This is a genomic window from Chryseobacterium lactis, assembly GCF_003815875.1.
GTDB classification, from domain to species: domain Bacteria; phylum Bacteroidota; class Bacteroidia; order Flavobacteriales; family Weeksellaceae; genus Chryseobacterium; species Chryseobacterium lactis.
The window spans coordinates 1,418,498-1,443,940 of sequence record NZ_CP033924.1; the positions used below are offsets into that span (position 1 = coordinate 1,418,498).

26 protein-coding genes are annotated in these 25,443 nt (G+C 36.5%); 13 read left to right on the plus strand and 13 right to left on the minus strand.

From position 1 onward, the window contains the following. Window positions 1-151 precede the first annotated feature (151 nt). The 6 genes from hflX to EG342_RS06095 all read left to right on the plus strand — a co-directional run bounded on the left by hflX (window position 152) and on the right by EG342_RS06095 (window position 5,508). On the plus strand, window positions 152-1,375 hold the full coding sequence (gene hflX, locus EG342_RS06070; protein ID WP_103288857.1) for a GTPase HflX: 1,224 nt from the start codon (window positions 152-154) through the stop codon (window positions 1,373-1,375). Next, window positions 1,375-2,010: a DUF4919 domain-containing protein gene (locus EG342_RS06075; RefSeq protein ID WP_103288858.1), complete on the plus strand. Its 636-nt coding sequence runs from the start codon at window positions 1,375-1,377 to the stop codon at window positions 2,008-2,010. The genes hflX and EG342_RS06075 overlap by 1 nt, the downstream gene beginning before the upstream one ends. A 15-nt stretch (window positions 2,011-2,025) precedes the next feature. Beyond that, entirely contained in the window at window positions 2,026-3,309 is a 1,284-nt protein-coding gene (locus tag EG342_RS06080; RefSeq protein ID WP_103288859.1) for a cation:proton antiporter, read from the plus strand. Between the two features lie 13 nt (window positions 3,310-3,322). Further along, a complete protein-coding gene (locus EG342_RS06085; protein WP_103288860.1) occupies window positions 3,323-4,042 on the plus strand; it encodes a DNA alkylation repair protein in 720 nt (239 codons plus the stop codon). Further along, a complete protein-coding gene (locus EG342_RS06090) occupies window positions 4,039-4,371 on the plus strand; it encodes a DUF6122 family protein (protein ID WP_103288861.1) in 333 nt (110 codons plus the stop codon). Before EG342_RS06085 ends, EG342_RS06090 begins: the two co-directional genes overlap by 4 nt. A 66-nt stretch (window positions 4,372-4,437) precedes the next feature. Further along, on the plus strand, window positions 4,438-5,508 hold the full coding sequence (locus EG342_RS06095; protein ID WP_103288862.1) for a calcium:cation antiporter: 1,071 nt from the start codon (window positions 4,438-4,440) through the stop codon (window positions 5,506-5,508). Window positions 5,509-5,535: 27 nt separating this feature from the next. On the opposite strand, the gene EG342_RS06100 is transcribed toward EG342_RS06095, so the two are convergent. Next, the gene (locus EG342_RS06100; protein ID WP_103288863.1) at window positions 5,536-5,916 is read right to left on the minus strand and encodes a group III truncated hemoglobin; all 381 of its coding nucleotides are present in this window, start codon (window positions 5,914-5,916) and stop codon (window positions 5,536-5,538) included. A 142-nt stretch (window positions 5,917-6,058) separates the two neighbouring features. On the opposite strand from EG342_RS06100, the gene EG342_RS06105 reads away from it, so the two are divergent. The 3 genes from EG342_RS06105 (at window position 6,059) to EG342_RS06115 (ending at window position 8,135) form a co-directional block, all read left to right on the plus strand. Further along, a complete protein-coding gene (locus tag EG342_RS06105) occupies window positions 6,059-7,030 on the plus strand; it encodes an ion channel (RefSeq protein ID WP_103288864.1) in 972 nt (323 codons plus the stop codon). Further along, window positions 7,031-7,519 (plus strand): YkgJ family cysteine cluster protein, encoded by a 489-nt coding sequence (locus EG342_RS06110; RefSeq protein WP_103288865.1) that lies wholly within the window; start codon window positions 7,031-7,033, stop codon window positions 7,517-7,519. 316 nt (window positions 7,520-7,835) lie between these two features. Continuing rightward, window positions 7,836-8,135, plus strand: coding sequence for a hypothetical protein (locus EG342_RS06115; protein ID WP_103288866.1), 300 nt, complete (start codon window positions 7,836-7,838; stop codon window positions 8,133-8,135). A gap of 44 nt (window positions 8,136-8,179) precedes the next feature. Here the strand turns inward: EG342_RS06115 and EG342_RS06120 are convergent, their stop codons facing one another. From EG342_RS06120 to EG342_RS06135, 4 genes are all read right to left on the minus strand, one after another. After that, window positions 8,180-8,548 (minus strand): iron chaperone, encoded by a 369-nt coding sequence (locus EG342_RS06120; protein WP_103288867.1) that lies wholly within the window; start codon window positions 8,546-8,548, stop codon window positions 8,180-8,182. Between the two features lie 132 nt (window positions 8,549-8,680). Beyond that, window positions 8,681-10,039 (minus strand): NADP-specific glutamate dehydrogenase, encoded by a 1,359-nt coding sequence (gdhA, locus tag EG342_RS06125; RefSeq protein WP_103288868.1) that lies wholly within the window; start codon window positions 10,037-10,039, stop codon window positions 8,681-8,683. Between the two features lie 190 nt (window positions 10,040-10,229). Further along, window positions 10,230-11,339, minus strand: coding sequence for a DNA-processing protein DprA (gene dprA / locus EG342_RS06130; RefSeq protein WP_103288869.1), 1,110 nt, complete (start codon window positions 11,337-11,339; stop codon window positions 10,230-10,232). A gap of 37 nt (window positions 11,340-11,376) precedes the next feature. Next, window positions 11,377-12,144, minus strand: a complete 768-nt coding sequence (locus EG342_RS06135) for a rhomboid family intramembrane serine protease (RefSeq protein WP_103288870.1) — start codon at window positions 12,142-12,144, stop codon at window positions 11,377-11,379. 250 nt (window positions 12,145-12,394) lie between these two features. Here EG342_RS06135 and EG342_RS06140 point away from each other — a divergent pair, with 250 nt between their 5' ends. Together EG342_RS06140 and EG342_RS06145 are read left to right on the plus strand one after the other, a co-directional pair. Beyond that, window positions 12,395-13,321: a DUF3078 domain-containing protein gene (locus EG342_RS06140; protein ID WP_103288871.1), complete on the plus strand. Its 927-nt coding sequence runs from the start codon at window positions 12,395-12,397 to the stop codon at window positions 13,319-13,321. A 228-nt stretch (window positions 13,322-13,549) separates the two neighbouring features. Then, window positions 13,550-14,473: a DUF3078 domain-containing protein gene (locus EG342_RS06145; protein ID WP_103288872.1), complete on the plus strand. Its 924-nt coding sequence runs from the start codon at window positions 13,550-13,552 to the stop codon at window positions 14,471-14,473. A gap of 69 nt (window positions 14,474-14,542) precedes the next feature. Here the strand turns inward: EG342_RS06145 and sufD are convergent, their stop codons facing one another. The 4 genes from sufD to EG342_RS06165 form a co-directional block, all read right to left on the minus strand. Further along, window positions 14,543-15,850 carry a Fe-S cluster assembly protein SufD gene (gene sufD / locus EG342_RS06150; RefSeq protein ID WP_103289315.1) on the minus strand — a complete coding sequence of 436 codons (1,308 nt, stop codon included), beginning with the start codon at window positions 15,848-15,850 and terminating at the stop codon, window positions 14,543-14,545. A gap of 110 nt (window positions 15,851-15,960) precedes the next feature. Further along, the gene (gene sufC / locus EG342_RS06155) at window positions 15,961-16,704 is read right to left on the minus strand and encodes a Fe-S cluster assembly ATPase SufC (RefSeq protein WP_103288873.1); all 744 of its coding nucleotides are present in this window, start codon (window positions 16,702-16,704) and stop codon (window positions 15,961-15,963) included. A 151-nt stretch (window positions 16,705-16,855) separates the two neighbouring features. After that, entirely contained in the window at window positions 16,856-18,304 is a 1,449-nt protein-coding gene (gene sufB / locus EG342_RS06160) for a Fe-S cluster assembly protein SufB (protein WP_103288874.1), read from the minus strand. Between the two features lie 83 nt (window positions 18,305-18,387). Continuing rightward, a complete protein-coding gene (locus tag EG342_RS06165; RefSeq protein ID WP_027372006.1) occupies window positions 18,388-18,717 on the minus strand; it encodes a HesB/IscA family protein in 330 nt (109 codons plus the stop codon). A gap of 205 nt (window positions 18,718-18,922) precedes the next feature. Between EG342_RS06165 and EG342_RS06170 the strand changes: the two genes are divergently transcribed. Together EG342_RS06170 and EG342_RS06175 are read left to right on the plus strand one after the other, a co-directional pair. Continuing rightward, window positions 18,923-19,858 (plus strand): GLPGLI family protein, encoded by a 936-nt coding sequence (locus tag EG342_RS06170; protein ID WP_103288875.1) that lies wholly within the window; start codon window positions 18,923-18,925, stop codon window positions 19,856-19,858. Window positions 19,859-19,868: 10 nt separating this feature from the next. Continuing rightward, complete coding sequence (locus EG342_RS06175; protein WP_103288876.1) at window positions 19,869-20,726, plus strand: GLPGLI family protein; 858 nt, start codon at window positions 19,869-19,871, stop codon at window positions 20,724-20,726. Window positions 20,727-20,785: 59 nt separating this feature from the next. On the opposite strand, the gene ypfJ is transcribed toward EG342_RS06175, so the two are convergent. The 4 genes from ypfJ to EG342_RS06195 all read right to left on the minus strand — a co-directional run bounded on the left by ypfJ (window position 20,786) and on the right by EG342_RS06195 (window position 25,386). Next, complete coding sequence (ypfJ, locus tag EG342_RS06180; RefSeq protein WP_103288877.1) at window positions 20,786-21,649, minus strand: KPN_02809 family neutral zinc metallopeptidase; 864 nt, start codon at window positions 21,647-21,649, stop codon at window positions 20,786-20,788. 213 nt (window positions 21,650-21,862) lie between these two features. Continuing rightward, window positions 21,863-23,941, minus strand: coding sequence for an LTA synthase family protein (locus EG342_RS06185; protein WP_103288878.1), 2,079 nt, complete (start codon window positions 23,939-23,941; stop codon window positions 21,863-21,865). A 215-nt stretch (window positions 23,942-24,156) separates the two neighbouring features. Further along, window positions 24,157-24,675 (minus strand): 6,7-dimethyl-8-ribityllumazine synthase, encoded by a 519-nt coding sequence (gene ribH / locus EG342_RS06190; RefSeq protein ID WP_103288879.1) that lies wholly within the window; start codon window positions 24,673-24,675, stop codon window positions 24,157-24,159. 3 nt (window positions 24,676-24,678) lie between these two features. Continuing rightward, the gene (locus tag EG342_RS06195; protein ID WP_103288880.1) at window positions 24,679-25,386 is read right to left on the minus strand and encodes a YfgM family protein; all 708 of its coding nucleotides are present in this window, start codon (window positions 25,384-25,386) and stop codon (window positions 24,679-24,681) included. Window positions 25,387-25,443: the final 57 nt, after the last annotated feature.

Consider the following 25,443-nt stretch of genomic DNA (forward strand, 5'->3'; position numbering starts at 1 on the left):
AGAAAATTATTACATAAAGTTATTGATTTTTTATAAAATAATACATACATAAACTTAAATTTATATTAAAAAATGGTATTAAATAAAATTTGATTTTGTTTTTTTTCTGAAAAATATTAACTTGTAAAAATCATAACATAGACAGAACTTAATGCTAGAAAAGAAAGACCATAACTATGAGAAAGCAGTCTTGGTGGGCGTTATTACCCAAAATCAGGATGAAGAAAAACTGACGGAGTATTTAGATGAACTTGAGTTTTTAGCTTTCACAGCCGGTGCAACCGTGCAAAAACGTTTCACTCAAAAATTAACTCAACCTGATCCTAAAACCTTTATCGGAAGTGGTAAGGCTATTGAGATCAAAGAATATGTAAAAGAAAACGAGATCGGAACTGTGATTTTCGATGATGAGCTCTCTCCTTCGCAGCTTAAAAACCTGGAAAGAGAAATGGAGGTGAAGATCTTGGATCGTACCAATCTTATCCTTGATATTTTTGCCCAAAGAGCGCAAACTTCTTATGCGAGAACTCAGGTAGAACTGGCACAATATCAGTATCTTTTACCACGATTGACGAGAATGTGGACTCACCTTGAGCGTCAGAAAGGGGGAATTGGAATGAGAGGTCCCGGTGAAACGGAAATTGAAACTGACCGTCGTATTATTCGTGACAGAATCACTTTGTTGAAAGAAAAGCTGAAAACTATTGACAAACAAATGGCTACTCAGCGTAATAACCGTGGAAAAGTCGTTCGTGCAGCTTTGGTAGGATATACCAACGTAGGGAAATCTACCTTGATGAATTCTATTTCCAAATCAGAAGTTTTTGCCGAAAATAAACTGTTTGCAACCCTGGATACAACAGTAAGAAAAGTAGTAATCGGAAATTTACCGTTTCTGCTTACCGATACAGTAGGGTTTATCAGAAAATTACCGACTCAATTGGTAGAATCTTTTAAATCTACCCTTGATGAGGTTCGTGAAGCTGATCTTTTGATCCACGTTGTCGATATTTCTCATGAAAGTTTCGAAGATCATATCGAATCTGTAAATCATATTTTGATGGAAATCAATGCTCATCAGAAGCCAATGATTATGGTCTTTAATAAGATTGATGAATTCAGCTACGAGAAAAAAGATGAGGATGATCTTACTCCGTCAACCCGTAAAAATGTCTCTTTGGAAGAGTGGAAGAAAACCTGGATGGCAAAATCAAAATATCCAACGGTTTTCATCTCTGCTTTAACGAAAGAGAACTTCCCGGAAATGAAAAAAATGATCTATGATGAAGTAATGAAGATTCATATTTCAAGATTTCCGTACAATGATTTCCTTTTCGAGTATTTCGATAACGACGAGGAAGAAAGCAATAATTAATGAAATATCACTTTTTCCTTTTATTCATTCTTTTTTCGGTTTTTGGTTTCGGTCAGAAATCAAAAATCGATTTGAAAGCCATTGAAAAAAATCTTAAAAACCCGGATTCTCCGTACAATTACGATAAGCTTATTTTTAAATATAAAGGGTATCCAAAGTCTTTAGATAGTATTGAAGCGCAACACCTGTACTACGGCAGAAATTTTAGAAATGATAAAATTGCCACTTCTGATGAGCGTTTCAAAAGTCTGGCTGAAGCTTTTAAACAAAGCAATTTTGAAGAATGTATCAAGCTGGGAAAAGCATTGTATGATAAAGATCCTACAAATCTTGATGTCCTGCTGATCCTTCTCCGGTCTTATGATTCTTTAAAAGACGGGACTAATTTCATGCACCATCTGAATCAGCTTCGTACATTGACGGATGGGATAAAGAGTTCAGGAGACGGAAAAACTGAAAAGACAGCTTACCTTGTCAACTCTATCGGAGACGAATATATCCTTCTGAATATCCTGAATATAGGAAAGGAGTATACGCGGAGCTCGAAGCCATCCAGAAACGGCATGTTTGATATATGGGAAAAAGACGGTCGGCAGATCTATATCAAAATACTTTATTTAGAACTTACCAATTAATCTTAAAAAACACTAGTGGAATTATATTATTCATTTTCAGCATTAATCGTATTAGCATCCATATTTGCCTATCTAAATTACAGGTTTTTAAAACTTCCGAGTACTATCGGGATCATGGTGATTGCCATTGTGGTTTCCATTTTTCTGGTATTGTTTGGTGAAACTATTCTTCCAAGAACTTTTGGACATCTCAATAACCTGATGAACAGTATTGACTTTACAGAAGTTTTGATGGGAGCAATGCTTAATTTCCTTCTTTTTGCAGGAGGAATTCATATTAACATTAATGATCTCAAAGAACAGTTCAGGCCGGTGGTCATATTTTCTACGGTTGGTGTTGTTATTTCCACTTTTGTAGTAGGCTTCGTGATGTTTTATCTCCTGCCGTATGTAGGAATTCAGCTTCCTTTTATCTATTGCCTTGTTTTTGGAGCATTAATTTCTCCAACTGACCCGGTAGCGGTTTTAAGTGTTCTGAAGCAGGCTAATGTTTCCAAATCTCTTGAAACGAAAGTGGCAGGAGAATCTCTCTTCAATGACGGTATGGCTGTTGTGGTTTTTACTGTTGTTTTACAGTTGGCAGTGGGAAAAGAAGTGGATCTTGGTGTTGAAAATATCGGACTACTTTTACTTCATGAAGCGGGAGGAGGTCTTTTATTAGGAGTTTTATTAGGTTGGGTTACTTCAAGATTAATGCGTGAAGTAGATGATTATATTATTTCCGTATTGGTAACGCTTGCTGTGGTAATGGGAGGATATCTTATTGCAAGACAGATGCATATTTCAGGGCCATTAACCATGGTGGCGGCAGGATTATTTATGGGGAATTTTAACAGAAGTTTCAAAATGAAATCTGTTACTCAGGATTATCTTATTAAATTCTGGGAGCTTATTGATGAAATTCTAAATGCTGTATTATTCCTTTTTATCGGATTTGAACTTTTGATGATCAAGGATCTGAAGCACTTTATGATTCCTGGTCTTCTGGCAATTGTTGTTGTTCTTTTTGCCCGATTTATTTCGATCTGGGGGCCTACCAAGTTTACCTCTTTAAGAAGGAGTTTTAGCCCGCAAACTGTAAAGGTGCTGGTTTGGGGAGGAATCCGTGGAGGAGTGTCCATTGCCTTGGCTATGTCTATTCCTAAAAGTGAGTACAGTGAAATCATATTGAGTATTACTTATTGTGTAGTGGTGTTCTCTATTATTGTTCAGGGACTCACCATTGCTAAAGTGGCAAATCCTAAGGAAATTGCCAATGAAGAAGCGGAGGAGAGTGCGGTTTCGGAAGAAAAAATTTAACCCTGCAAATTAAATGAGTAGCATTGTTAAAGAGATCCAAGAGGCGCTGGCTGTATTATCTATTCCTGAAAAAGCTGAATTTTTTCCAAGATTTTTCAAAACAGGGAAGGGAGAATATGGCGAGGGAGATTTGTTCCTGGGCGTTACCGTTCCGGACCAGAGATCTGTAGCTAAAGAATATTACTCAAAAATAAATTTAAATGATCTAAGCGAGCTCCTTTCTTCAAAATATCATGAACATAGGCTCACGGCACTTTTTATATTGATTTCAAAATTTGAAAAAGCAAAGGATCAGATTGTTAAAGAGGAAGTTGTCAAATTTTATCTTAACCATTTGCCTCATGTCAATAACTGGGATCTCGTAGATTCAAGCTGCTATAAGATTTTGGGCAGATATGCCTTTGAAAACCAGAAAGAAAATCTGCTGAGAGAGTTGTCAGAATCTGAAGATATGTGGCATAAGAGGATTGCTGTTGTGGGAACAATGCATTACATTAAAAAAGGATCTTTTGATTTGACTAAAGAATTTGTGACAAGAAATCTGAAACACTCTCATGATTTGATGCACAAGGCAAACGGATGGCTTTTGCGGGAAATGGGAAACAAAAATGAAACTGAATTGACAGACTATTTGAATAAATATTACCAGGAAATGCCCAGAACCTGTCTGCGCTATTCCATTGAAAAGTTGGATGAAAATATACGTCAGGATTATTTAAAAGGCAGAATATGATGGATTGTCTGTTTTGGAAAACGGTTGTTCATTATTTTTTACACCTGGTCTTTCCGGTATTTATTGCTTTAATTTTTTATCCTAAAAATTGGAAAAAAGTATATCTTATTCTTTTGGCAACGATGCTTGTAGATCTGGATCATCTTTTTGCCAACCCTGTTTTTGATCCGTCAAGAAATAGTATAGGATTTCATATTCTACATTCATATTATGCCATTGCGGTGTATTTTTTGATGCTCTTTTTTAAAGGAAATATCAGAATTATTGCCATCGGACTTTTATTTCATATGTTGACGGATTTTCAGGACTTTAGTTTCTGGTGTCATTAAAATATCATTAATATTTTCTTTTGATATTTCAAATTTCATAGATTTTTTGTATTTTGTAGTCACTTTATGAGATTAAAAGAACTTTTACATTACACGTATATCTTTCCTGTCCTTGCGGTAGTTTACTACTTTTCCGGATTGATGGGAAATGGTGTTATTTATGATATTATCGCAGGAATTTTATTAATCGGTAGTGTTTTATCGGCAGTGCACCATGCGGAAATGGTCGCTCATAAAGTAGGAGAGCCATTCGGAACAATCATTCTGGCGCTTTGTATTACCATTATTGAAGTCGCATTGATCATCTCACTGATGGTCGCCGGCGGAGATCAGGCAATCACGTTGGCCAGAGACACGGTTTTTGCTGCCGTAATGCTTATTCTTAATGGTATTTTGGGAATCTGTATATTGGTAGGCGGCGTGAAATATCATGAACAGTTCTTCGCAAGAACTTCTGCGACTACTTATCTGGTAAGTACAGTTTCAATTCTGGTTCTTACCCTTGTTCTTCCTAATTTTACTTCAAGTGTCAACGGACCTTTTTATAATCAGGCTCAACTTATTTTTGTTTCTATTGCCTGTCTTGTGATCTACGGGGTTTTCCTGATGGTACAGACGGTGAGACATAGAAGCTATTTTATTGTTCCCGATGAACATCCTGAAGAACATTATATCCCTACAACAGCTAAGACTCTGATCAGTTTTGGATTTTTAGTAGTTTGCCTGGTAATTGTTGTTTTAATGGCGAAAGGACTTTCTGATACGATTGAAGGAATGGTGCAGAGTGTAGGTGCTCCTAAATCTTTGGTGGGTGTAATTATTGCAGCTGTAGTACTCCTTCCGGAAGGTGTGGCAGCTATCAGGGCGGCAAGAGCTAATCAGATACAGTCTAGTTTAAACTTAGCACTAGGTTCTGCGCTGGCAAGTATAGGGCTAACGATTCCGGCAGTTTCTGTGGTGTGTATTATGTACGATATCCCGTTGGTATTAGGATTGGATAAAAAAGATATTATTCTGCTTTCTTTATCTGTGTTTATAGTAATGCTTTCGTTAAGTCGTGGTAAAACCAATATCCTTTATGGAACAGTGCTTCTGGTGAATCTGGCAGCCTATATTTTTACCGTAATAGTACCTTAAAGGTGATTTCCCGTCCCACGAATCCCATTACAATCTTCTCGCAAGTTCCATTTTGAAAGCCATCAGTTTGGCGATGTTTTCGGATTTGTAGATGGCCATGTCTGCATTTTCTCCTGCAAAGTTCTCTTCAATAGTGATTCTCCAGAGTTCAAGCCATTTGTCAAAATGCTTTTGTTCCATAGCTTGTATTTCATTGATCGGAAAATGGACTCCCATAGGATTTCCTTTGTAGGTCATTTGGCCAAAAAGAATAGTTTCCCAAAAAGAATACATTTTCGGAAGGTGCTTATCCCAGTCTACCTTGGCGACATCATTGAAAAAAAATCCAATGGTTTCATCTTTAACGACTTTTGTATAAAATGAATTAACAAGGTGTTCGATATCTTCTCTTGATTCCAGCTTTTTCATATTTCAAATGTACAGTAAAATCAAATTACAAGTCCAGTGATTTGATTGATAAATTTCATGAAAACAATATTTTATATTTGCATTGAAAACAAAAGTAAATTTGTTGTTCACTTTCAAACTCTTTAGAAACAAATAAGATAAAATGGCAAGAGGATTTGGGAAAAAAATCCGTCAGAAAAATACGGAGAACAGTGGTTTTGGCAGCAATGCTTCGGGAAGATTTATCAATAAAGACGGCCTTCCTAACGTTAAGAGAACCGGAGTTAATGTTTTTAATAGACTAAGCTGGTATCATACCATGCTGAACTTGTCGACATTCCGATTTCTGTCGTATCTGGTGATTTGCTATATTTTGGTAAATCTTGTTTTTGCACTGATTTATTACCTGATCGGGGTGCAGCATCTTACCGGGATTGATAAGAGCGATCCCTTCAATGAATTTATTGATGTGTTTTTCTTCAGTTCACAAACATTTACAACCGTAGGATACGGAAGAATTGCTCCTGTTGGATTTATGGCGAGTCTTGTGGCTACTTTTGAAGCTTTTCTGGGATTGCTTACCTTTGCCATTGCAACGGGTCTTTTTTATGGGCGATTTTCCAGACCGAGAGCATATTTAAGATTTTCTGATATTGCAGTGATTGCTCCTTTTAAAGATGTTACTGCTTTAATGTTCAGATTAGCTCCTTACAAGAATAATGCTCTTACCGATGCTGATGTCATTCTTTCTGCTGCTATTGAAGTCATTGAAGATGGAGTTCCTAAAAGTAATTTTTACAGATTGGAAACTCAGCTCGGCAAAATTAATACCCTGGCTCTCAACTGGACTGTTGTTCACAAAATAGATGAAAATTCACCATTTTATGGATTTTCTGAAGATGATTTTCGAACAACGGATATTGAGCTGATCGTTCAGATACGTGCATTTGATGAAGTTTTCTCCAATACGGTAGTGCAGAGATCGTCTTACGTTACGGGAGAGATTATTTACGGAGCCAGATTTGTCCCGATGTATTATCCAAATAAAGAAAACTTGAGTACCATTCTGGATTTGGATAAAATAAATGAATATGAAAAGCAAGAACTTCCGGTTTTAACTGGAAATAAGGAATAAATGAATTTAGATTTTTATAAAAAGCAAGCTGTACAAAAGCAGAAAGAACATAAAAAATTTCTGGACGGATTAAAGAAAAAACCGCCCAAGAACCTTGATTATATTGTGCAGGAAACCCATGAAGAAGTTTTTGATGAAATAGATTGTTTGCAATGTGCCAATTGCTGCAAAACAACCGGCCCATTATACACAGAAAAAGATATTGAACGTATAGCGAAACATCTCCGTATGAAATCTGCCGATTTTGAGGCTAAATTTTTAAGAGTAGATGAAGATAATGATAAGGTATTGCAGAATCTTCCCTGTTTTTTCCTGAATACAGACAATACCTGTTCAATCTACGAGGTAAGGCCGAAAGCCTGCCGCGAATATCCACACACTGATCGGAAAAAGATCTATCAGATTAATAACCTGATGCTTAAAAATACGGTTATCTGTCCTGCAGCATTTGAGTTCGTAGAAAAGATGATGAAGAATGTCGGTAAATAAAGATTGAGGCGCGAAATAATATTGGAAAGTTCTTACAGGAAATAATTAGCAGGTGAGAGTTTTTAAATTAAACGCTTAACCATGTCAAGGTTTTAAACCTTGACATGATTGAAATTTCTTCAAGAAAGAAAGTTTGGAGTTCTTTTCAACCGGGATAAATTGCAACCTGGAGCTTTAATCTTCAAGCCAATAACATTGGGAATCTTTTTTGCAAAATCCTCTTAAATAGTTATAAAGTCCGTTAAATAAGTTTGTTACGCATAATTTTTTTAAATGGTGTCTCGTTTAAGTTAAACAATCATTTAAATATTATATTATGAAAAAGTTATTTTTAACGGCAGCGATCACATTCGTCGGAGTAATCGCAGTATCGGCCCAGACACAACCTCAAAAACCGGCCGAGAATACAACTAATACCCAAACAACTACTCAGACACAACCAATGAAGACGCAGACGACTACAGAGTCTACTACTTCTACGACAAGTGATCCTAAGCAGACCACCACAACGGATGTTGCTGCTCCCGCAACTGAGGCAGCACCTGCAACTACCATGGAGGCTACGAAACCTGCAGAAGCAACAAAACAAGAAAAGAAATCTAAGAAGAAAAAGTGATAATACTTTAGCAAACACTAGTCGGAGTCCTGGAATTTTATATTTCAGGACTTTTTTTGATCGATCTGTGCTATCCTGAATTGCACAATCTTGCTAATTAAATCTACTGGAACATCTACATCGATAGGAAATTGTACTGCACCCTTTGAATATTTATATTGCCTTTCTTTAAAATCTTTTTCAAAATTTTTAATGCCTTCAGCGCCGGGATAGAATCCGATGTGCTTTTTATACCCCGCAAAGTAAACTAAAGGTTTTCCTTTATATTTGAAAGCAGGCATCTGATACCCTATATATTCCTCCAGATCAGAAGCCTGAGAGTGTATCATTTTTCTGAGGTCCAGGAGTTTCTCCTGAACCTCTAGAGGAAACAAGAGAATATAGTCATTAATAGTTGTAAAGGTGTTTTTCATACCTGTAAAAATAAAAAAAGCACTGCATATAGCAGTGCTTTCTCCTTTCACTTTTTACTTTTTTCCCATTATCCCGGGAACAGGCTATATCAAAAAAGGTCGGGAGTTTTTCCCAACCTTTATTTTTTTATGTTACACAACTCCTTGAGCCAACATTGCTTCTGCTACTTTTACGAAGCCGGCAATATTTGCACCCTTTACGTAGTTTACATAACCGTCTTCATCTTTTCCGTAGTCTCTACAAGCTTTATGAATACCGATCATGATCTCCTTTAATCTTGCATCAACTTCTTCAGAAGTCCAGTTCAGACGGATAGAGTTTTGTGTCATCTCTAATCCTGATGTTGCAACACCTCCAGCATTGGAAGCTTTACCAGGAGAGAATAATACTTTATTATCTAAGAAATAGTTGATGGCGTCTAGTGTAGAAGGCATGTTTGCAGCTTCAGTTACACATACACATCCGTTTTCAACTAATACTCTTGCATCTTCTAAGTCTAGTTCGTTTTGAGTTGCAGAAGGGAATGCTACATCACACTTCACTTCCCAAGGACGTTTTCCAGCGTGGAATTCAGCAGACGGATATTTTTTAGCATAATCTTCAGCTCTGTTGTTTCCTGAAGATCTTAGTTCTAATAAATAATCAATTTTATCTCCGCTGATACCATCTTTGTCATAAATATATCCGTCAGGACCAGAGATTGTTACTACTTTAGCACCAAGTTCAGTTGCTTTTTTGATAACCCCCCAAGCTACGTTTCCGAAACCTGATACTGATACTGTTTTCCCTTGGAAATTTTGTCCGATAGTCTTAAGCATCTGCTCTGCGAAGTATACCACACCGTATCCTGTAGCTTCAGGACGAATTAATGAACCTCCGTAAGCAAGACCTTTTCCTGTAAGAACTCCGGTAAACTCGTTTCTGATTTTCTTGTACTGTCCGAATAAATATCCGATTTCTCTTGCTCCTACACCGATGTCTCCTGCAGGTACATCTGTTTCAGGTCCGATGTGCTTACATAATTCTGTCATGAAAGCCTGGCAGAAACGCATTACTTCCATATCAGATTTACCTTGCGGATCGAAATCTGAACCTCCTTTACCTCCACCCATCGGAAGAGTTGTTAAAGAGTTTTTGAATACTTGTTCGAAAGCCAGAAACTTAAGAACTGATAAATTTACAGTAGGGTGGAAACGAATTCCTCCTTTGTATGGTCCAATAGCAGAGTTCATTTGGATTCTGAAACCTCTGTTAACCTGAATTTCTCCTTTGTCGTCAACCCATGGAACTCTGAAGATAATGATTCTTTCAGCTTCAGCCATTCTTTCAAGCAGCTTCATTCCTGTATATTCTTTCTTGGTAGCAATGAATGGAATTACAGTTACGGCAACTTCTTTTACAGCCTGTAAGAATTCCGGTTCATTAGGATTTTTTGCTTCAATTTTTGCAATAAACTCTTGGATTTTCTGGTCAATATTATATTGTTCCATATATTAAGGTTGAATATTATTGTCAACAAATTTAATTTTTTTTTCAAGATTCACAACACTCTATTTTAAGATTGTTAAAAATTAAATAATAATGTTTCGGAATATTATTAAATTGATAATTTATGATTAAATATTATTAAAAATGAAATGTTATGTATGAAACAATGCAATATTAAGAAATCGTTAATTCTTAAATCACTACAAATTGCCTCCCGGAAAATGATTTTACTTTCCCCAAAAGTTCCAATTCCAAAATTATTGGTAAAATTTTATGAGAAGGAAGTGCTGTTTCCTGAACCAAATCATCCAAAGTTATCTGTGGATTTTCTTTGATGAATTGATGTATTGTTTTCTGATTATCAGTTAATTGTATTGTTGATTCGCTGTAAGGGAAAAGCTCTTCAATTTTTTCGCCGGGATTATTAAATCCGAGCATACTGATAAGATCTTTTATCGTAGAAATCGATGCCGCTTTGTTCTGGAAAATCAATTGATTACAACCCTGGCTGTATGGATCTGTTATTTTTCCGGGAAGAGCAAATACATCCCTGTTGTATTCGTTGGCAAAAGATGCCGTGCTTACAGATCCACCTCCAAAACCAGTTTCTACGACGATGGTAGAAGGCGAAATTCCTGCAACAATTCTGTTTCTTTGGATGAAATTTTCACGGTCCGGTTTTCTTGATGAATTAAACTCGGTGAGTAAAGCTCCTCCTTCCTGAAGGATTTTCTCTGAAAGTTTCCTGTTTTTTGCAGGATACAGAAATTGGAAACCATGCGCCAAAACGGCAATGGTTGGTTTGTGATTGCGGATTGACTGTTCATGAACTTCTTTATCAATGCCCAGTGCAAGGCCGCTTACTGATGCATATTTTGATGTTTGTGTGGCCTCAAAAAAATCTTCGATAAACTGTTTCCCGTATGACGTCATATTTCGGGTTCCTACCATACTTACTTTTTTCAGAGAATCTTCTATGTTTCCCTTTTGATAGAGTATAGCAGGTGCATCTATACATTCATTGAGAAGAGTCGGAATTTCATTGAGGTGTCGCAGTCTGATGAGTATATTATTCTTTTCACAGAATTGAATCTCTTTTTCTGCGAATTTCAAATGGGTTTCATTTCCGATATCGGAGACTGTCTTTTGACCCAGCCCATCAATTTTTTTATACTCTTTCTTTGCTCTTTTCCATGCTTCATGGGCACTCCCAAAGGTTCGGACAAGTTTATGAAAATTAATGTCGCCAATCTGAGAGCATTCGCGGAGAGCGATTGCATAAAAATATTCTTCGGAAATCATGTGTGTTTTTTTTCAAATGTAGTAAAATAAGTTGTATTTACTTATTTCTCAACTCATCCAAATGATTCCAGATATCATCCCTTTTCTTGTAGGGCAATTCCAGGAAATCTTCCGGGTGATTTTCTTTATATTCCTGCCACAATTTATCATCTTTTTCATTGTAATAATTAGGAAATTCCCAGATGAATTTTTTCTTCTTTTCTCCAACATTTTTAAAGGCAAAAGCAATAATACTCCCTACTACAGCTCCGGAAAGGTGAGCCTGCCAGGAAATTTTACTGGGTTCCTCCATATTGTAAAAGAGTTCTTCCGGCAGCATGCCCCAAATCAAACTTCCATAATACAATACAACAAGCATGGAAATGGTAAGAAGTTTTGTATTCCATTTAAAAACCCCGCTGAAGAATAAGAAAAATGCCAGCACATATACCACACCACTTGCCCCAATGGTACAAGTGTACATATATTCGCCTGTCAGAATATCAATAGGAGGAAGGAGCCATACCAAAAGTCCGGTAGCCAGCCAGCCGATCACAAATACTTTATTAGCCACTTGAGGATAGAACTGATACAGCAGAAACATGAGTGCCGCAATAGGAATCGAGTTTCCTATTATATGATCGATATTTCCATGTAAAAGAGGAGAGGTGATAATTCCAAGCAACCCTTCCGGCAGCAACGGAATAATGGCCCCAAAGCAACTTGCAAAAAAGCCCTGAGTTTGCAAAAAGTACCCGAACCACATTGCAGATAGCATCAGCAATGGGTATATAACCGCTTTTTTGGAAATTATATTTTTAAACATGAAGGTTCTACGTCAAATCAAAAGCCAATGATAAATTTCGGAAAATTTGTCGATGAATTATCCCTAGACTCCTGATTTTAAGACAAAAGGTATCAATTTTAACTTTTGAACCTCTTATTTTGGCATTGATTTTATAGTGATAATCTGGTATAATAAGAATTAAAATTTTATTAAATCCATTTTTTAGTGGATTGTTTTTTTTTGAAAAAAATTATAATAACTATTTTTGCATTGAAAATTATTTAGAGTAATGAAGAAGTTTTTATTGATTCTTTCCTTTTTTGTAGGGATTTATGCAAGTGCACAAGAAGAACTGAAAAAGGATTCTGTAGTGGTAGATACCATAAAATACTGGTCGGTTTTGGGAAAAAATACGGTAATGATTAATCAGGCTGCCTTTTCAAACTGGGTAGGTGGTGGAGCCAACAACGTGGGATGGCTTGCCGGAGTCAATTACAATATGACCTACGAAAAAGACAAAGATCTTTGGGAGAATATTATCATTCTTGGTTATGGACAGAACGATACAAAGGGATTAGGAATTCGGAAAACACAGGACGTTATTAATGTTTCCACCAATTACGGGAGAAAGTTTTCCAAAAGCTGGTATTTTTCCTTAGGAGCAGGATTGCAGTCTCAATTTGCTGCCGGATATGAAGATGGAAATAATCCTGAGGCAAAGAAGATTTCAAACTTTATGGCTCCGGGTTATGTGAATGTCGGGATGGGTATTACCTATAGACCGGATGATAACTTAACGGTTACTTTACGTCCTACCAACGCCAGATGGACTTTTGTGCTGGATAAGGATCTGCAGTTTGCAGGCAGCTATGGTTTAAAAAGTGATGGAGACACTTCCTTATTACAATTCGGTTTTCTGGGTACGGCAATATACAAGCTGAAAATTATGGACGATATTTATCTTACCAATACGGCTTCGGTTTTCTCTAATTATCTTGATCGTCCTGACAGGCTGGTGCTGGCATACGGAGCGCTTTTAAATTTAAAAGTTAATAAATATATCTCATCCAATATCACTTTAGATCTACTGTATGATCATAATCAAATAGAAAAAACCCAGCTGAAACAAACACTGGGAATCGGGTTTGCCTATACATTGGATAATGGAGTGAAACGCTCTGAACGTAAAGACAGCCAGTGGTGGATTAAGAAATAGGCTAAAAATATAATTTAACAAAAAAGTACTTCATTTCGGAGTGCTTTTTTTGTTCTTAAATGGTTGCTGTTTTAAGTTCTTTTAAGTTTGAATGTATTCATGAGGATGGTTAAATACTTTAATTTCATTAGATTACAAGGTTAATTTTTGAAGTGTTAAATTCATTTTAGAGTGAATTTTATCCGGGGCGTGAATTATTATTTATACATTTGCAGGAAATCGTTAATTATGAAAAAACTTTTATTGATCGCTTCCATTTCCTTGGGGGCTGTTGCAACGGCTCAGGAAACGAAAGCTGATGCTCCTGCAGCAGATACTGTAAAAGCCTGGTCTATCCAGGGACAAAACACTTTAATGCTTAATCAGGCTGCCTTTTCGAATTGGGTAGGTGGTGGAGCCAACAACGTTGGATGGCTTGCCGGTGTGAACTACAATCTAACGTACGAAAAAGGAAAAGACCTCTGGGAAAACATCATTATTCTTGGCTACGGGCAAAATAATACTCAGGGAACCGGTGTAAGAAAAACTCAGGATGTAATCAACCTTTCTACCAACTACGGGAGAGAATTTGCGAAGCACTGGTATATATCAGCTGGTTTAGGTTTGCAATCTCAGTTTGCTCCCGGGTACGAAGATGGCAATAATCCTGATGCCAAGAAAATTTCCAATTTTATGGCTCCCGGATACCTGAACGTTGGAGCCGGCGTTACTTACCGTCCTAACGATAATCTTACGGTGACGTTACGCCCTGCGAATGCAAGATGGACCTTTGTGTTGGATAAAGATTTACAGAAAGCAGGAACATATGGTCTTAAAAATGATGGTGATTCTTCGTTATTCCAGTTCGGTTTTCTGGGAACGGCAATGTATAAGATTAAAATTATGGAGAACATTAACCTGACCAATACAGCTTCCGTATTTTCAAATTATCTGGATCATCCTGATAGATTGGTTCTTGCGTATGGTGCCATCTTAAATATGAAGATCAATAAGTATATTTCATCCAATATAACACTGGATTTACTTTATGACCACAATCAGATCTGGAAAACACAGTTAAAGCAGACACTTGGGGTAGGTTTTGCCTATAATATTGACAATGGAAAGAAACGTTCGGATAATAAGGACAACCAAGGTTGGCTGAAGAAATAATCCGATGGCATATATAATAAAAAGCACTTCTTAAACGGAAGTGCTTTTTTATTATCAAATATATAAGTCTTAAAATTCTATATCAACTTCTAATTTCTCAGCCAATAGCTTTGAAATTTTTTCTTTTAGTGGCTCAATGTCAATATTCTGCATAGCATCATTGGCAAAAGCATATAAAAGTAATGCCTGAGCTTCTTTTTTAGAAATACCTCTTGCTCTTAGGTAGAACAGGGCATCTTCGTTCAGCTGGCCTACAGTACATCCGTGAGAACACTTTACATCATCTGCAAAAATTTCCAACTGGGGTTTTGTATCAATGCTTGCTCCTTCACTTAGTAAAACGTTGTTGTTCTGCTGGTAAGCGTTGGTTTTCTGAGCGATTTTATCTACGAATACTTTTCCGTTGAACACACCGTGTGCATTTCCATCAAAAATACCTTTATAGTTCTGATAACTTTCACAATTCGGGAAGTTATGGTGAACTGCCGTATGGTGGTCTACCAACTGATCTTTTCCGATAATTGTAATCCCGTTCATGAATGAATTGATATTGGATCCATTCTGAATGAAATCAAGGTTATTTCTTACCAATTTACCTCCGAAAGAGAATGTATTTACAGTCGTTAAACTGTCTTTCTCCTGTCTTGCGAAAGTATGATCAACAAGGTAAGAGGTATTGTTATCATTTTGAAGTTTGTGCCAGTCTGCTTTTGCATTCGGGTAAGTGAAAATTTCAGTCACTGAATTGGTGAATACATATGTACTGTCAAAATTATGATGACTTTCAATAACCTCAACTTTTGCCCCTTCTTCTACAATCAGAAGGTTTCTTGTATTGTAGAAAGCATTTTCTTCCTGATTCTGAGAGATGTAAAAAACGTGAATAGGTTTTTCAATCACCACATTTTTAGGAACCTTCAAAAAGAAACCATATTTGCAGTACGCAAGGTTTAAATTGGTGAAAGCTAAATCCTTAGCAGCAATCGTATTAAAATATTTCTCAAAAACTTCTCTATGCTTTTCGTCATTCAATGCGTAGTTGAACGAAAGGAATTCTACATTTTCAATAGAAACCTTAGAAAGCTCTTTGTGAAGTTTACCGTTTACAAAAACAATCCAATCAAAATTTTCTTCTCCTAAATGCAATTCATCAAACTGCTCCTTAGTGATATTGTGGTTCTCTTTTGGAAAGAAATTGTAGTTTTTTTCCGTGATCTCCTTAAGATTGGTATATTTATATTCTTCGTCTTTCTTTGTTGGAAAACCAATGTTCTCAAACTTTTGAAGAGCAGCCTTTCTGCTATCATCCAGAAATCTGTGACGAAGGCTCTCCAAAAACTCATGATGGTTTTCTATAATTTGTTCTTTTAATGCCATTACTGGTATATCTGTGGTTTGCACCATTTTTTCTTTTTATTTGAACTAAAATATTGTCATTCCGAGGAACAGGGAATTCAATTTTTAATCCCTGAAATAATTGATTCTTCTTAATTCAGAAGCCAGTCGTACCCTTTTTCTTCAAGTTCTAATGCTAAAGACTTATCACCTGTTTTGATGATTTTTCCATTAGCTAAAACGTGAACGAAATCCGGTTGAATATAGTTAAGCAATCTCTGATAGTGTGTAATCAAAAGAACTGCATTTCCTTCATTTTTAAATTGGTTTACCCCATCTGCAACAATTCTTAAAGCATCGATATCCAATCCTGAATCTGTTTCATCAAGAATAGCTAATTTTGGATTAAGCATCATCATCTGGAAAATTTCGTTTCTTTTCTTTTCACCTCCCGAAAATCCTTCATTTAATGATCTTGAAAGGAAATCTTTTTTAATTCCTAGTTTTTCAGATTTTTCACGAATTAATGCTAGCATTTCTTTTGCCGGCATTTCTGCTAATCCGTTTGCCTTTCTGGTTTCATTTAAAGCAGCTTTGATAAAGTTGGTTACTGAAACTCCCGGAATTTCTACTGGGTACTGGAAAGAAAGGAAGATTCCTTTGTGAGCTCTGTCTTCAGGAGCGTCTTCGCTAATGTCTTCTCCCTGGAAAAGAATTTCTCCGTCTGTTACTTCGTAATCCTCTTTTCCGGCAATTACAGAAGAAAGAGTAGATTTACCAGCTCCGTTCGGCCCCATGATAGCGTGAACTTCACCCGGCTTTATTTCAAGATTAATCCCTTTTAATATTTCTGCGCCATCTTCAATTTTGGCGTGAAGGTTTTTAATTTCTAACATTTTATTCAGGTTTATCGCAAAGTCAGACTAACATTTGTCTTTTGTAATCCTAACCATAATTACAAAAGCACTGACATTGCAGATGAAATACTATTTTATTTATTTAAACATTAAAGAATTGTAAATACTTACGTTCTTAATGTTGATGATTTTATCCGACACTTCCTTCAAGGGAAATTTCCAATAACTTCTGTGCTTCAATGGCAAATTCCATAGGAAGTTTATTTAGAACCTCCTTACTGAAACCGTTTACGATCAAAGCAATTGCTCTTTCCGTATCGATACCTCTTTGGTTACAATAGAAAATCTGATCTTCCCCGATTTTTGACGTCGTTGCTTCATGCTCCAATTGTGCTGTAGGATCTTTGATTTCAATGTAAGGGAAGGTATGTGCTCCACATTCATTACCCATCAACAAAGAGTCACATTGAGAGAAGTTTCTCGCTCCTTTAGCAGAAGGCATTACTTTTACCTGTCCTCTGTATGAGTTTTGAGATTTTCCTGCAGAAATACCTTTTGAAATAATCGTTGACTTGGTGTTTTTTCCAATGTGGATCATTTTTGTTCCGGTATCTGCATATTGGTGGTTATTGGTTACCGCGATAGAGTAGAACTCCCCGATAGATCCGTCACCTTTCAGGATACAAGATGGATACTTCCATGTTACTGCTGAACCTGTTTCAACCTGAGTCCATGAGATTTTTGCATTTCTCTCACAAAGACCTCTCTTTGTTACAAAGTTGAAAACACCTCCTTTTCCTTCTTCATTACCAGGGTACCAGTTCTGAACCGTTGAATATTTGATTTCTGCATTGTCTAATGCAATCAGTTCTACCACCGCTGCGTGAAGCTGATTTTCGTCTCTTGACGGAGCTGTACATCCTTCAAGATAAGAAACGTAACTTCCTTCGTCCGCAATAACAAGTGTTCTTTCAAACTGACCTGTTCCTGCCTGGTTGATACGGAAATAAGTAGAAAGCTCCATCGGACATTTTACACCCTTAGGAATATAACAGAAACTTCCGTCAGAAAATACTGCGGAATTCAAAGCTGCATAAAAGTTATCTCCTCTCGGAACAACTTTTCCAAGATATTTTCTTACTAAATCAGGATGGTTTTTAATCGCTTCAGAAATGGAACAGAAAATAATTCCTTTTTCTGCCAGCGTATCCTGGAAAGTGGTTTTTACAGAAACTGAGTCAATTACAATATCTACGGCTACTCCTGAAAGTCTTTTTTGCTCTTCGATATTAATCCCTAGCTTTTCGAAAGTTTTCAGCAATTCCGGGTCTACCTGATCAAGACTTTCCAGTTCAGGTTTTGCCTTTGGAGCAGCATAGTAACGGATGGCCTGGAAATCGGGTTTTTCATATTTGATGTTGGCCCAATTAGGCTCCACCATTTTTAACCAGATTTTAAAAGACTCCAAACGCCATTCTGTCATCCATTCCGGCTCTTCTTTTTTAGCAGAGATGGCACGGACGATATCTTCATTTAAACCAATTGGGAAGTCTTCATAATCAATCTTCGTTTCCCAACCGAATTCATATTTTTTATTTTCTAGATCGACTCTTAAATCGTCTTCAGTATATTTACTCATTATTTTTTTTTAGATTTCAGATTTAGATCTCAGCGTTCAGAAATATATCTGAGGCTTGAAAACTAGTATCTTATGTCTTTTCTCTAAAGACTAAATGATTCCCCACATCCACATGTTCTGGATGCATTCGGGTTGTTGAAAACGAACCCTTTTCCGTTCAATCCTCCTGAATATTCAAGAGTTGTTCCTGCTAAATAAAGAATGGATTTTTTATCTATAATAATTTTAATGTTATTATCTTCAAAAATCTGATCTGTGTCTGTTTTTTGGTTGTCAAACTTTAAAACATACTCTAAACCAGAGCATCCTCCACTTTTCACCCCCACTCTTATATAATCTTCAGCAGGGTTAAAACCATCTTCAGTCATCAACTGAATGGCTTTCTCCTTTGCATAGTCTGATACTTTTATCATTGTATTTATTTAGAATGATTTAATGATGCAAAAATACGAACTAATTTCCGCAATCTCAAATCGAAGATATCTATTTTAATGATTCTGATATTAATAGGGGTTTATTTTTACAATTGGGGTATGTTAAAGTTGTATAAAACTCTTCTTCAAGTAGTTTGAGAGTTTAACCTTGAAACCTCTTTTTGATCTATAAAAGAAATCAGCAATGAGACAAAAATTACTTGGCTTTTTTGTGTTATTCTTAATAACCATGTCATATGGGCAGACTACTAGGTACATTTATGAAACGGCCGTAAACCCCGATTCAATTAATCTGGTGGGTATGAAAACAGAGAGAACTTTCCTGGATGTGAAGGGAGACCGGTCTTTATTTATCAGCGAAAATAAATTAATAAAGGATTCTCTTTTTGTTTCTTTTAAATCAGAAATAAAAGAAAACAGTAAGAAAGAAGAAAAAGATTTTTCGAAATTGGAAGGAAAGAGACATCCTGAGCCTACTTTTTTTGACTATTTTATCACGAAAAATATTCCGGAGCACAAAGTATATTACTACGACAGAATTGCCGGTAAACAAATTTATTATCAGGAAGACAGACCCTTGAAATGGGAAATATCCAATGGTACTGAGAAGCAAAACGGTTATGCTGCCCAAAAAGCAGTTGTTAATTTTGGTGGAAGAGTCTGGATTGCATGGTTTACAAAAGATATTGCTGTTTCTGACGGACCTTACAAGTTTTCTGGATTGCCGGGTTTGATTGTTAAGCTGGAAGATGAAAATGGTGATTATAAATTTGATCTTGTTAAGAAAATTACGGTAAAGAATGCTTTTGAAGAAGCTATAAGCCCCGATGCGAAGCAAAGTACAAGAGTCAACTTCCATGGAGATAAGGCTGCACTTGAATTGGAATTCGGCAAAAACAGAAGAACAATGGCCGGAGATAGCGGCGGTGGGAATATGAACTTTAGTGGCGGAGGAAGACATGGAGGAGGAATGAACGGTGGCGGAATGAGAGGCGGCGGTCATTCAGGAGGTGGAATGCACAGAGGAATGGAAGGAAATAATGTTCCTGCACAAGGAGCTTCCGGAGGAGCTTTTCCAATGCAAAGCAGTACGAGTGAAAATCCAATTGAATTAAAATAAAAAAATATAAATGAAAAAATTAAGTATTATAGCTTTGGCGCTTTTCATACAATCTATCTCGGCACAAGTCAACCGATTTGTGTATCAGGTAACGATGAAGCCAGATGCAGAAAATAAAGCAGATATTAAGTCGGAGAATGCATATCTGGATATCTCCGCAGATAAATCAATGTTTTATTCTGAAAACAGGATCAAGAGAGATTCCATTATGCAGAAGGCATTTCAGGGTGGCGGTGGAAGAGGAAGTATCAACAGAGATCAGATGGAAGGGCTGAGAACCAATATCAGTTATTCTGTTGAAAAAGATAAAGCGAATCAGAAAACATATTTTAAAGATCGAATAGGGCGGGATCTTTATTCTTATGAAGAAGACAGGCCATTGAGCTGGAAGATTTCTTCGGAGACAAGAAAAATAGGCGAGTATAGGGTTCAAAAAGCAGAGACGGATTTTGGAGGCAGAAAATGGACGGCATGGTTTACAACGGATCTTCCTTATCAGGATGGGCCTTACAAATTTGGAGGACTTCCCGGTTTGATTGTAAAAGTAGAGGATGATAAAGGAGACTATTCTTTTGATCTGATGAAAAATTATAAGGTTGCTGATTTTCCATCACTTAATCAATTTGGAAATACGTTAAAAGTAAAGAGGACTGACTTTGCTAAACAGCAGCAGAAATTCAAAACAGATCCTATGTCATTTATGACCCAAAGTGGAGGACAGGGTGGATTTTCTACGACCAGAATAGGAGGTGGAGGAAGAGGCCCGGGTGGCGGAGGAAATCAAAATCCGGCTGATATGAGAAAGAGAATGGAGGAAAGAGTAAAAGAAGATGCCAAGAAAAATTCTAATCCAATCGAATTGCAATAAACGAAAAAGAGCGGCCTCATTTGAGATCGCTCTTTTGCTATTTAGATAATGTAAGTTTATTACTTTAAAAGCTGGTTGAAAGTATCACCTTGTCTGATATCTCCGGTGTTGTAGCCCTTCATAAACCATTCTTTACGTTGAGCAGAAGATCCATGGGTAAAACTTTCTTGATTGACATATCCTTGTGATCTTTTCTGGATATTATCATCTCCTACAGCTTGTGCTGCGTCTATTGCAGACTGAATATCTCCAGGTTCAAGAATTTTTTTGGAATCGTCTGTTCTTTTAGCCCAAACTCCGGCATAAAAATCGGCTTGTAATTCTGTGGCTACAGAGACTCTGTTCATTTGTTCTTCAGAATACTTTCCGCTTCTTCTCAACGCATCTACTTTTTGAGTGGTACCTAAGAGAGTTTGTATATGATGCCCCATTTCATGGGCAAGAACGTAGGCTACGGTAAACTCTGTGACTTTAGCACCAAACCTTTGCTGAAGCTCATTAAAGAAACTCATATCCATATAGATCTTTTGATCGGCAGGGCAATAAAACGGTCCCATTGCAGATTGAGCTGTACCGCAGGCTGAATTTGTCGTAGTCTGAAAAAGTACAATTTCCGGATCGGTGTATTTCATCCCATTTTCTGTAAAAATCTGATCCCAGGTCTGGGTATTCCAGGCTGCCATCATTTTGACCATTTCGCCAATATTTTTTTCCTCTGCTGTAAGTTCTCTTTTTTCACCGGAATTTCCGCTAGATTGTATGCTCCCGGAATTTAAAATACCGGAAGGATCACCTCCTAAAAAGAATACAATTGCAGCGATAATTAAAGTTCCAAGGCCTCCACCTACAATCATACCGCCTCCGCCACCTCCGGAACCACGGCGGTCATCAACGTTTCCGCCTCTGTCGTCTGTCCATCTCATATCAATGTTTTTTTGTTACGTAAATTTATAAAATTAAAGTTTACAACCATTTATAAAATTATAGAATGATTTTCTTATTAGCCATACTGATTCACCTCGCCATCATCTAATAGTATTTCTTTAGGCAGATAAAGCTGAAAAACAAAATAAGAGGATGTATGAAATCCTCTTATTTAAAAATGTATATTTTATATTTTGAAACATAAATAATGACTATTTATTCAGCTGTTTTGTTTTCAGCCAGTACGACGTAGACTGATAAGCAGAAATGGCATCATCTACCAGTTTCTGATCTGTGTTTTTTAACAGCTTTTCGTCGTAATAAAGTTTAAACTCCGGAGCGAGATCACTCTTTTCCAATTCCAAAGAATACTGTTTTGCTTTTTTCACAGGTGAAATAATCGTTAAGCGATTATCTTTTACAAATCCTAAATCCTGGTAGGTTGCAATATACGCCTTAGGTTGGAATTCTTTTTTGAAGACATCCTGGCCCAAAAACTTGGACTGATAACTGAAATTAAGCAATCCTAATAGAGTAGGCATTACATCGATCTGTGACATAAGACCATCAAACTTCTGAGGCTGAATAAATCCATCAGAGAAGATCATCGCAGGAATTCTGTATTTGTCCATTGGAAGTTCTGTTTTTCCTGCACTGGAAGCACAGTGGTCGGCAATGATCACAAAGACCGTATTTTTATACCAGTCCTGTTTTTTAGCCATATCGAAAAACAGTTTTAAAGAATAATCGGTATATTTTACACCACCTTCACGGGATTTTGAGGTTCCGGGAATATCGATTCTTCCATCAGGATAAGTAAAAGGTCTGTGATTAGAAACCGTCATCCAATGATTAAAGAATGGTTTTCCTGATTTGGATTCAGCATTCATTACCTGAATTGCTTTTCTCGCCATATCTTCATCAGCAACACCCCAAACATTGGCAAAAGTAATTTCTTCCGGTTTAAAGTTATTCCTGTCTACAATACCGTATCCGTTTCCTCCGAAGAAGTCCTGCATATTATCAAAATAACTATATCCACCATATAAAAACTTCACATCATAGCCTTTGGATTTAAAGACACTTCCTGTTGTAAATTTATTTTTATTGTCATTTCTTTTAATAATACTTTCTCCGGCTGTAGGAGGAATACAAAGTGTCAGGGCTTCCAATCCACGCACTGTTCTGTTTCCTGTTGCATAGAGATTGGTGAAAAGTAGTGACTTGTCTGCCAGACTGTCTAAGAATGGAGTGATTTTTTGTGTATTTCCATAATGTTCCATGAAGTCTGCTGAGAGACTTTCAATAGAAATTAACACTACATTTTTCTTTTGTTCAGGCTGCTCCGGAGCGATATTTCTGGAAAGCGTTTGCTGCGGGTATTGACTCAGGAGATTCTTTTCAGCCTGTTGTTGATTAATCTGAGAGTAAAACTGGAAATAATCGAGTTCATTATGAGTGAAGGCCCAGTAGAACTTAGGAAGTCCGTTGGCTTCAATTTCATCAGCAAATACATTGTCAGATTTGATCTGCATTAATGATGGAATTGCTAATGCACTCAATGCACAAAGTACGATAAATGAGCCCAGTAAAACCATTTTTTGTTTAAAGTTGGGAAGCTCGAGAAGCTCGTCTTTTGTTTTTTTATAAATAAACCATGTAATGGTCAACGTAACAATCATAATACCGGAAAATAAGGGAATAACCGGGTAGCTTTCCATAATATTTCCGATAACTTCATTGGTATAGATCAGATAATCTACTGCAATAAAATTATATCTTACTCCAAATTCATTATAAAAGAAGTATTCACTTACTCCGTTGAAAATAATGACCAGAACATATAATAAAAGCGTAGTGAAATAGAGTACATTACGGATTTTGATTCGCTGCGTAGGGAGGAAAAGCATTAATCCGAAGAAAAGAGTCTTTATCCCTACAAAAGTAAGAGCAATTTCCGTCACAGATCCTCCGTATTGTTTGAAAATATTATTTGGAATAAGCCATATATAAAGGAAAAATAGGGCCAGGGCTCCAAAAATAATGTATCCGTAAGGTTTTTTGTATTTCGAATTGGAAAGAAAGAGAAAGTAGAGAGCCAGTATTGCACTGGCCAGAATAAAGACAAAAATATCATTTAAAAGGCCTACAAACAGAACTTTTACGACTTCGAAAAATCCAAAACTAGCAGTAGTAATCGGATGGAAAAAGAATACGGCTCTTATTATCAGTGAAATAATAAGATAAAAAATTCCAAGATAGAGGAATGGCTTTATTTTTTTTAAAAACATGTAGTAACTATCTATATTAGTTTTCACAAAGATAGTTTTTGTAGGCAACTTTTAATATAAAAAAGTGAAAACATAGCGTTTATTAGTAAGATTTTATAAGTTTTAAGACAAAAAAATACGTTCGTTTGCCAAAGTCTCATTTATTCTAATTGGGAAGTCCACAAAAAAAGGACTATTAAAAAATAGTCCATTCTATATTGTTGGATAGAGTATGGTTAAGAATGTCCGAAACCAATATTCCCTTTTTTATCAGATAGTTTCTTTTTGAAATCAATCATTCTTAGAGCGGTTACGGCTGCTTCTACTCCTTTATTTCCTAAGTCGCCACCACTTCTTGCGATAGATTGCTCTTTGTTGTCATCTGTCAATACGCAGAAGATCGTAGGAGTATCAGTCATGATGTTACAGTCTTTAATACCTTGTGCTACTGCAGAACAAACGTAATCAAAGTGAGGCGTTTCGCCACGGATCACACATCCGATAGAGATTACCGCATCAAATTTTCTTTCTTTGCAAAGCTGCATGCTTGCGTAGCTTAATTCAAACGCTCCCGGAACCGGAAAAAGTTTGATGTTTTCAGGCTTTACTCCTTCTTTTTCAAGAATTTCCAAAGCTGCATCACGAAGATTATAGGTTACAAAATCATTCCACTCGGCAAAAACAATGCCGATAGAAAAATCTTCGGCATTGGATATATGAAGTGGCTTGTAATCGGAAAGATTAACTGTTGCCATTTTTTAATAATATTTAGTCATTTCTATATAAGAATCAGACATTCCGTTGTCGTAGTCTTGATATTTCTCGTCAATTGCAGAGAAATATTTTTTAGCCTCTGCGTTTTTCTTTAATCCTAAAGCTACAACACCTGCTTTTCTTGTGAAGAAGTAAGTTGTATAAGGATCATCAGAAGCAGTAGCAGCTTTGTCAAGTAAACTTAAAGCTTCATCGTTCTTATTTAATCCTGATTTAGCATCTGCCATAGCACCATACTTCATGGCTACCAAGGTTTTGTTGTCAGAAGAAAATTTATCCAAAAGATCATATGCTTCCTGGAATTTTCCTTCTTTGAATTTCAGTAACCCGGCATTATAAGCGGAAAGCTGTCCAACACTTGTTCCTGAATACTCATTATATGTACCTGCAAAACCAGGGTTTGCTGCTGATTTTCCTCCTAAAGCTTCTTTATCTTTACCTTCTGCAAGGTTTTTTTGAGCAGCAAGGAAACTTTTTACAGCTTCAGTATTTTTAGGGGCAACTACAAATTGCTTGTATCCGAAGAATCCTAAAACGCCTAACACTAAAACTCCAAATACAATACCCAGAGGTTTTGAATATTTTTCAAGAAATCTCTCAGTGTTTAAAGCCTCTCTGTCAAGGTCTTTAAAGAACTCAACCGTTTCTTTACCTTCTTGCTCATTCTGAGCATTCTTTCCCAATTTTGCCATAAGTTTTTAAAAATTGAAATGCAAATTTAATTGTTTCTGAATGATTTACAAAATACT

Excerpts from the sequence above, each read along its gene's own strand:
- hflX (WP_103288857.1), top strand. The coding sequence starts at position 152 with ATGCTAGAAAAGAAAGACCATAACTATGAGAAAGCAGTCTTGGTGGGC.
- EG342_RS06075 (WP_103288858.1), top strand. The coding sequence starts at position 1,375 with ATGAAATATCACTTTTTCCTTTTATTCATTCTTTTTTCGGTTTTTGGT.
- EG342_RS06085 (WP_103288860.1), top strand. The coding sequence starts at position 3,323 with ATGAGTAGCATTGTTAAAGAGATCCAAGAGGCGCTGGCTGTATTATCT.
- EG342_RS06090 (WP_103288861.1), top strand. The coding sequence starts at position 4,039 with ATGATGGATTGTCTGTTTTGGAAAACGGTTGTTCATTATTTTTTACAC.
- EG342_RS06095 (WP_103288862.1), top strand. The coding sequence starts at position 4,438 with ATGAGATTAAAAGAACTTTTACATTACACGTATATCTTTCCTGTCCTT.
- EG342_RS06100 (WP_103288863.1), bottom strand. The coding sequence starts at position 5,916 with ATGAAAAAGCTGGAATCAAGAGAAGATATCGAACACCTTGTTAATTCA.
- EG342_RS06105 (WP_103288864.1), top strand. The coding sequence starts at position 6,059 with ATGGCAAGAGGATTTGGGAAAAAAATCCGTCAGAAAAATACGGAGAAC.
- EG342_RS06110 (WP_103288865.1), top strand. The coding sequence starts at position 7,031 with ATGAATTTAGATTTTTATAAAAAGCAAGCTGTACAAAAGCAGAAAGAA.
- EG342_RS06115 (WP_103288866.1), top strand. The coding sequence starts at position 7,836 with ATGAAAAAGTTATTTTTAACGGCAGCGATCACATTCGTCGGAGTAATC.
- EG342_RS06120 (WP_103288867.1), bottom strand. The coding sequence starts at position 8,548 with ATGAAAAACACCTTTACAACTATTAATGACTATATTCTCTTGTTTCCT.
- gdhA (WP_103288868.1), bottom strand. The coding sequence starts at position 10,039 with ATGGAACAATATAATATTGACCAGAAAATCCAAGAGTTTATTGCAAAA.
- dprA (WP_103288869.1), bottom strand. The coding sequence starts at position 11,339 with ATGATTTCCGAAGAATATTTTTATGCAATCGCTCTCCGCGAATGCTCT.
- EG342_RS06135 (WP_103288870.1), bottom strand. The coding sequence starts at position 12,144 with ATGTTTAAAAATATAATTTCCAAAAAAGCGGTTATATACCCATTGCTG.
- EG342_RS06140 (WP_103288871.1), top strand. The coding sequence starts at position 12,395 with ATGAAGAAGTTTTTATTGATTCTTTCCTTTTTTGTAGGGATTTATGCA.
- EG342_RS06145 (WP_103288872.1), top strand. The coding sequence starts at position 13,550 with ATGAAAAAACTTTTATTGATCGCTTCCATTTCCTTGGGGGCTGTTGCA.
- sufD (WP_103289315.1), bottom strand. The coding sequence starts at position 15,850 with ATGGCATTAAAAGAACAAATTATAGAAAACCATCATGAGTTTTTGGAG.
- sufC (WP_103288873.1), bottom strand. The coding sequence starts at position 16,704 with ATGTTAGAAATTAAAAACCTTCACGCCAAAATTGAAGATGGCGCAGAA.
- sufB (WP_103288874.1), bottom strand. The coding sequence starts at position 18,304 with ATGAGTAAATATACTGAAGACGATTTAAGAGTCGATCTAGAAAATAAA.
- EG342_RS06165 (WP_027372006.1), bottom strand. The coding sequence starts at position 18,717 with ATGATAAAAGTATCAGACTATGCAAAGGAGAAAGCCATTCAGTTGATG.
- EG342_RS06170 (WP_103288875.1), top strand. The coding sequence starts at position 18,923 with ATGAGACAAAAATTACTTGGCTTTTTTGTGTTATTCTTAATAACCATG.
- EG342_RS06175 (WP_103288876.1), top strand. The coding sequence starts at position 19,869 with ATGAAAAAATTAAGTATTATAGCTTTGGCGCTTTTCATACAATCTATC.
- ypfJ (WP_103288877.1), bottom strand. The coding sequence starts at position 21,649 with ATGAGATGGACAGACGACAGAGGCGGAAACGTTGATGACCGCCGTGGT.
- EG342_RS06185 (WP_103288878.1), bottom strand. The coding sequence starts at position 23,941 with ATGTTTTTAAAAAAAATAAAGCCATTCCTCTATCTTGGAATTTTTTAT.
- ribH (WP_103288879.1), bottom strand. The coding sequence starts at position 24,675 with ATGGCAACAGTTAATCTTTCCGATTACAAGCCACTTCATATATCCAAT.
- EG342_RS06195 (WP_103288880.1), bottom strand. The coding sequence starts at position 25,386 with ATGGCAAAATTGGGAAAGAATGCTCAGAATGAGCAAGAAGGTAAAGAA.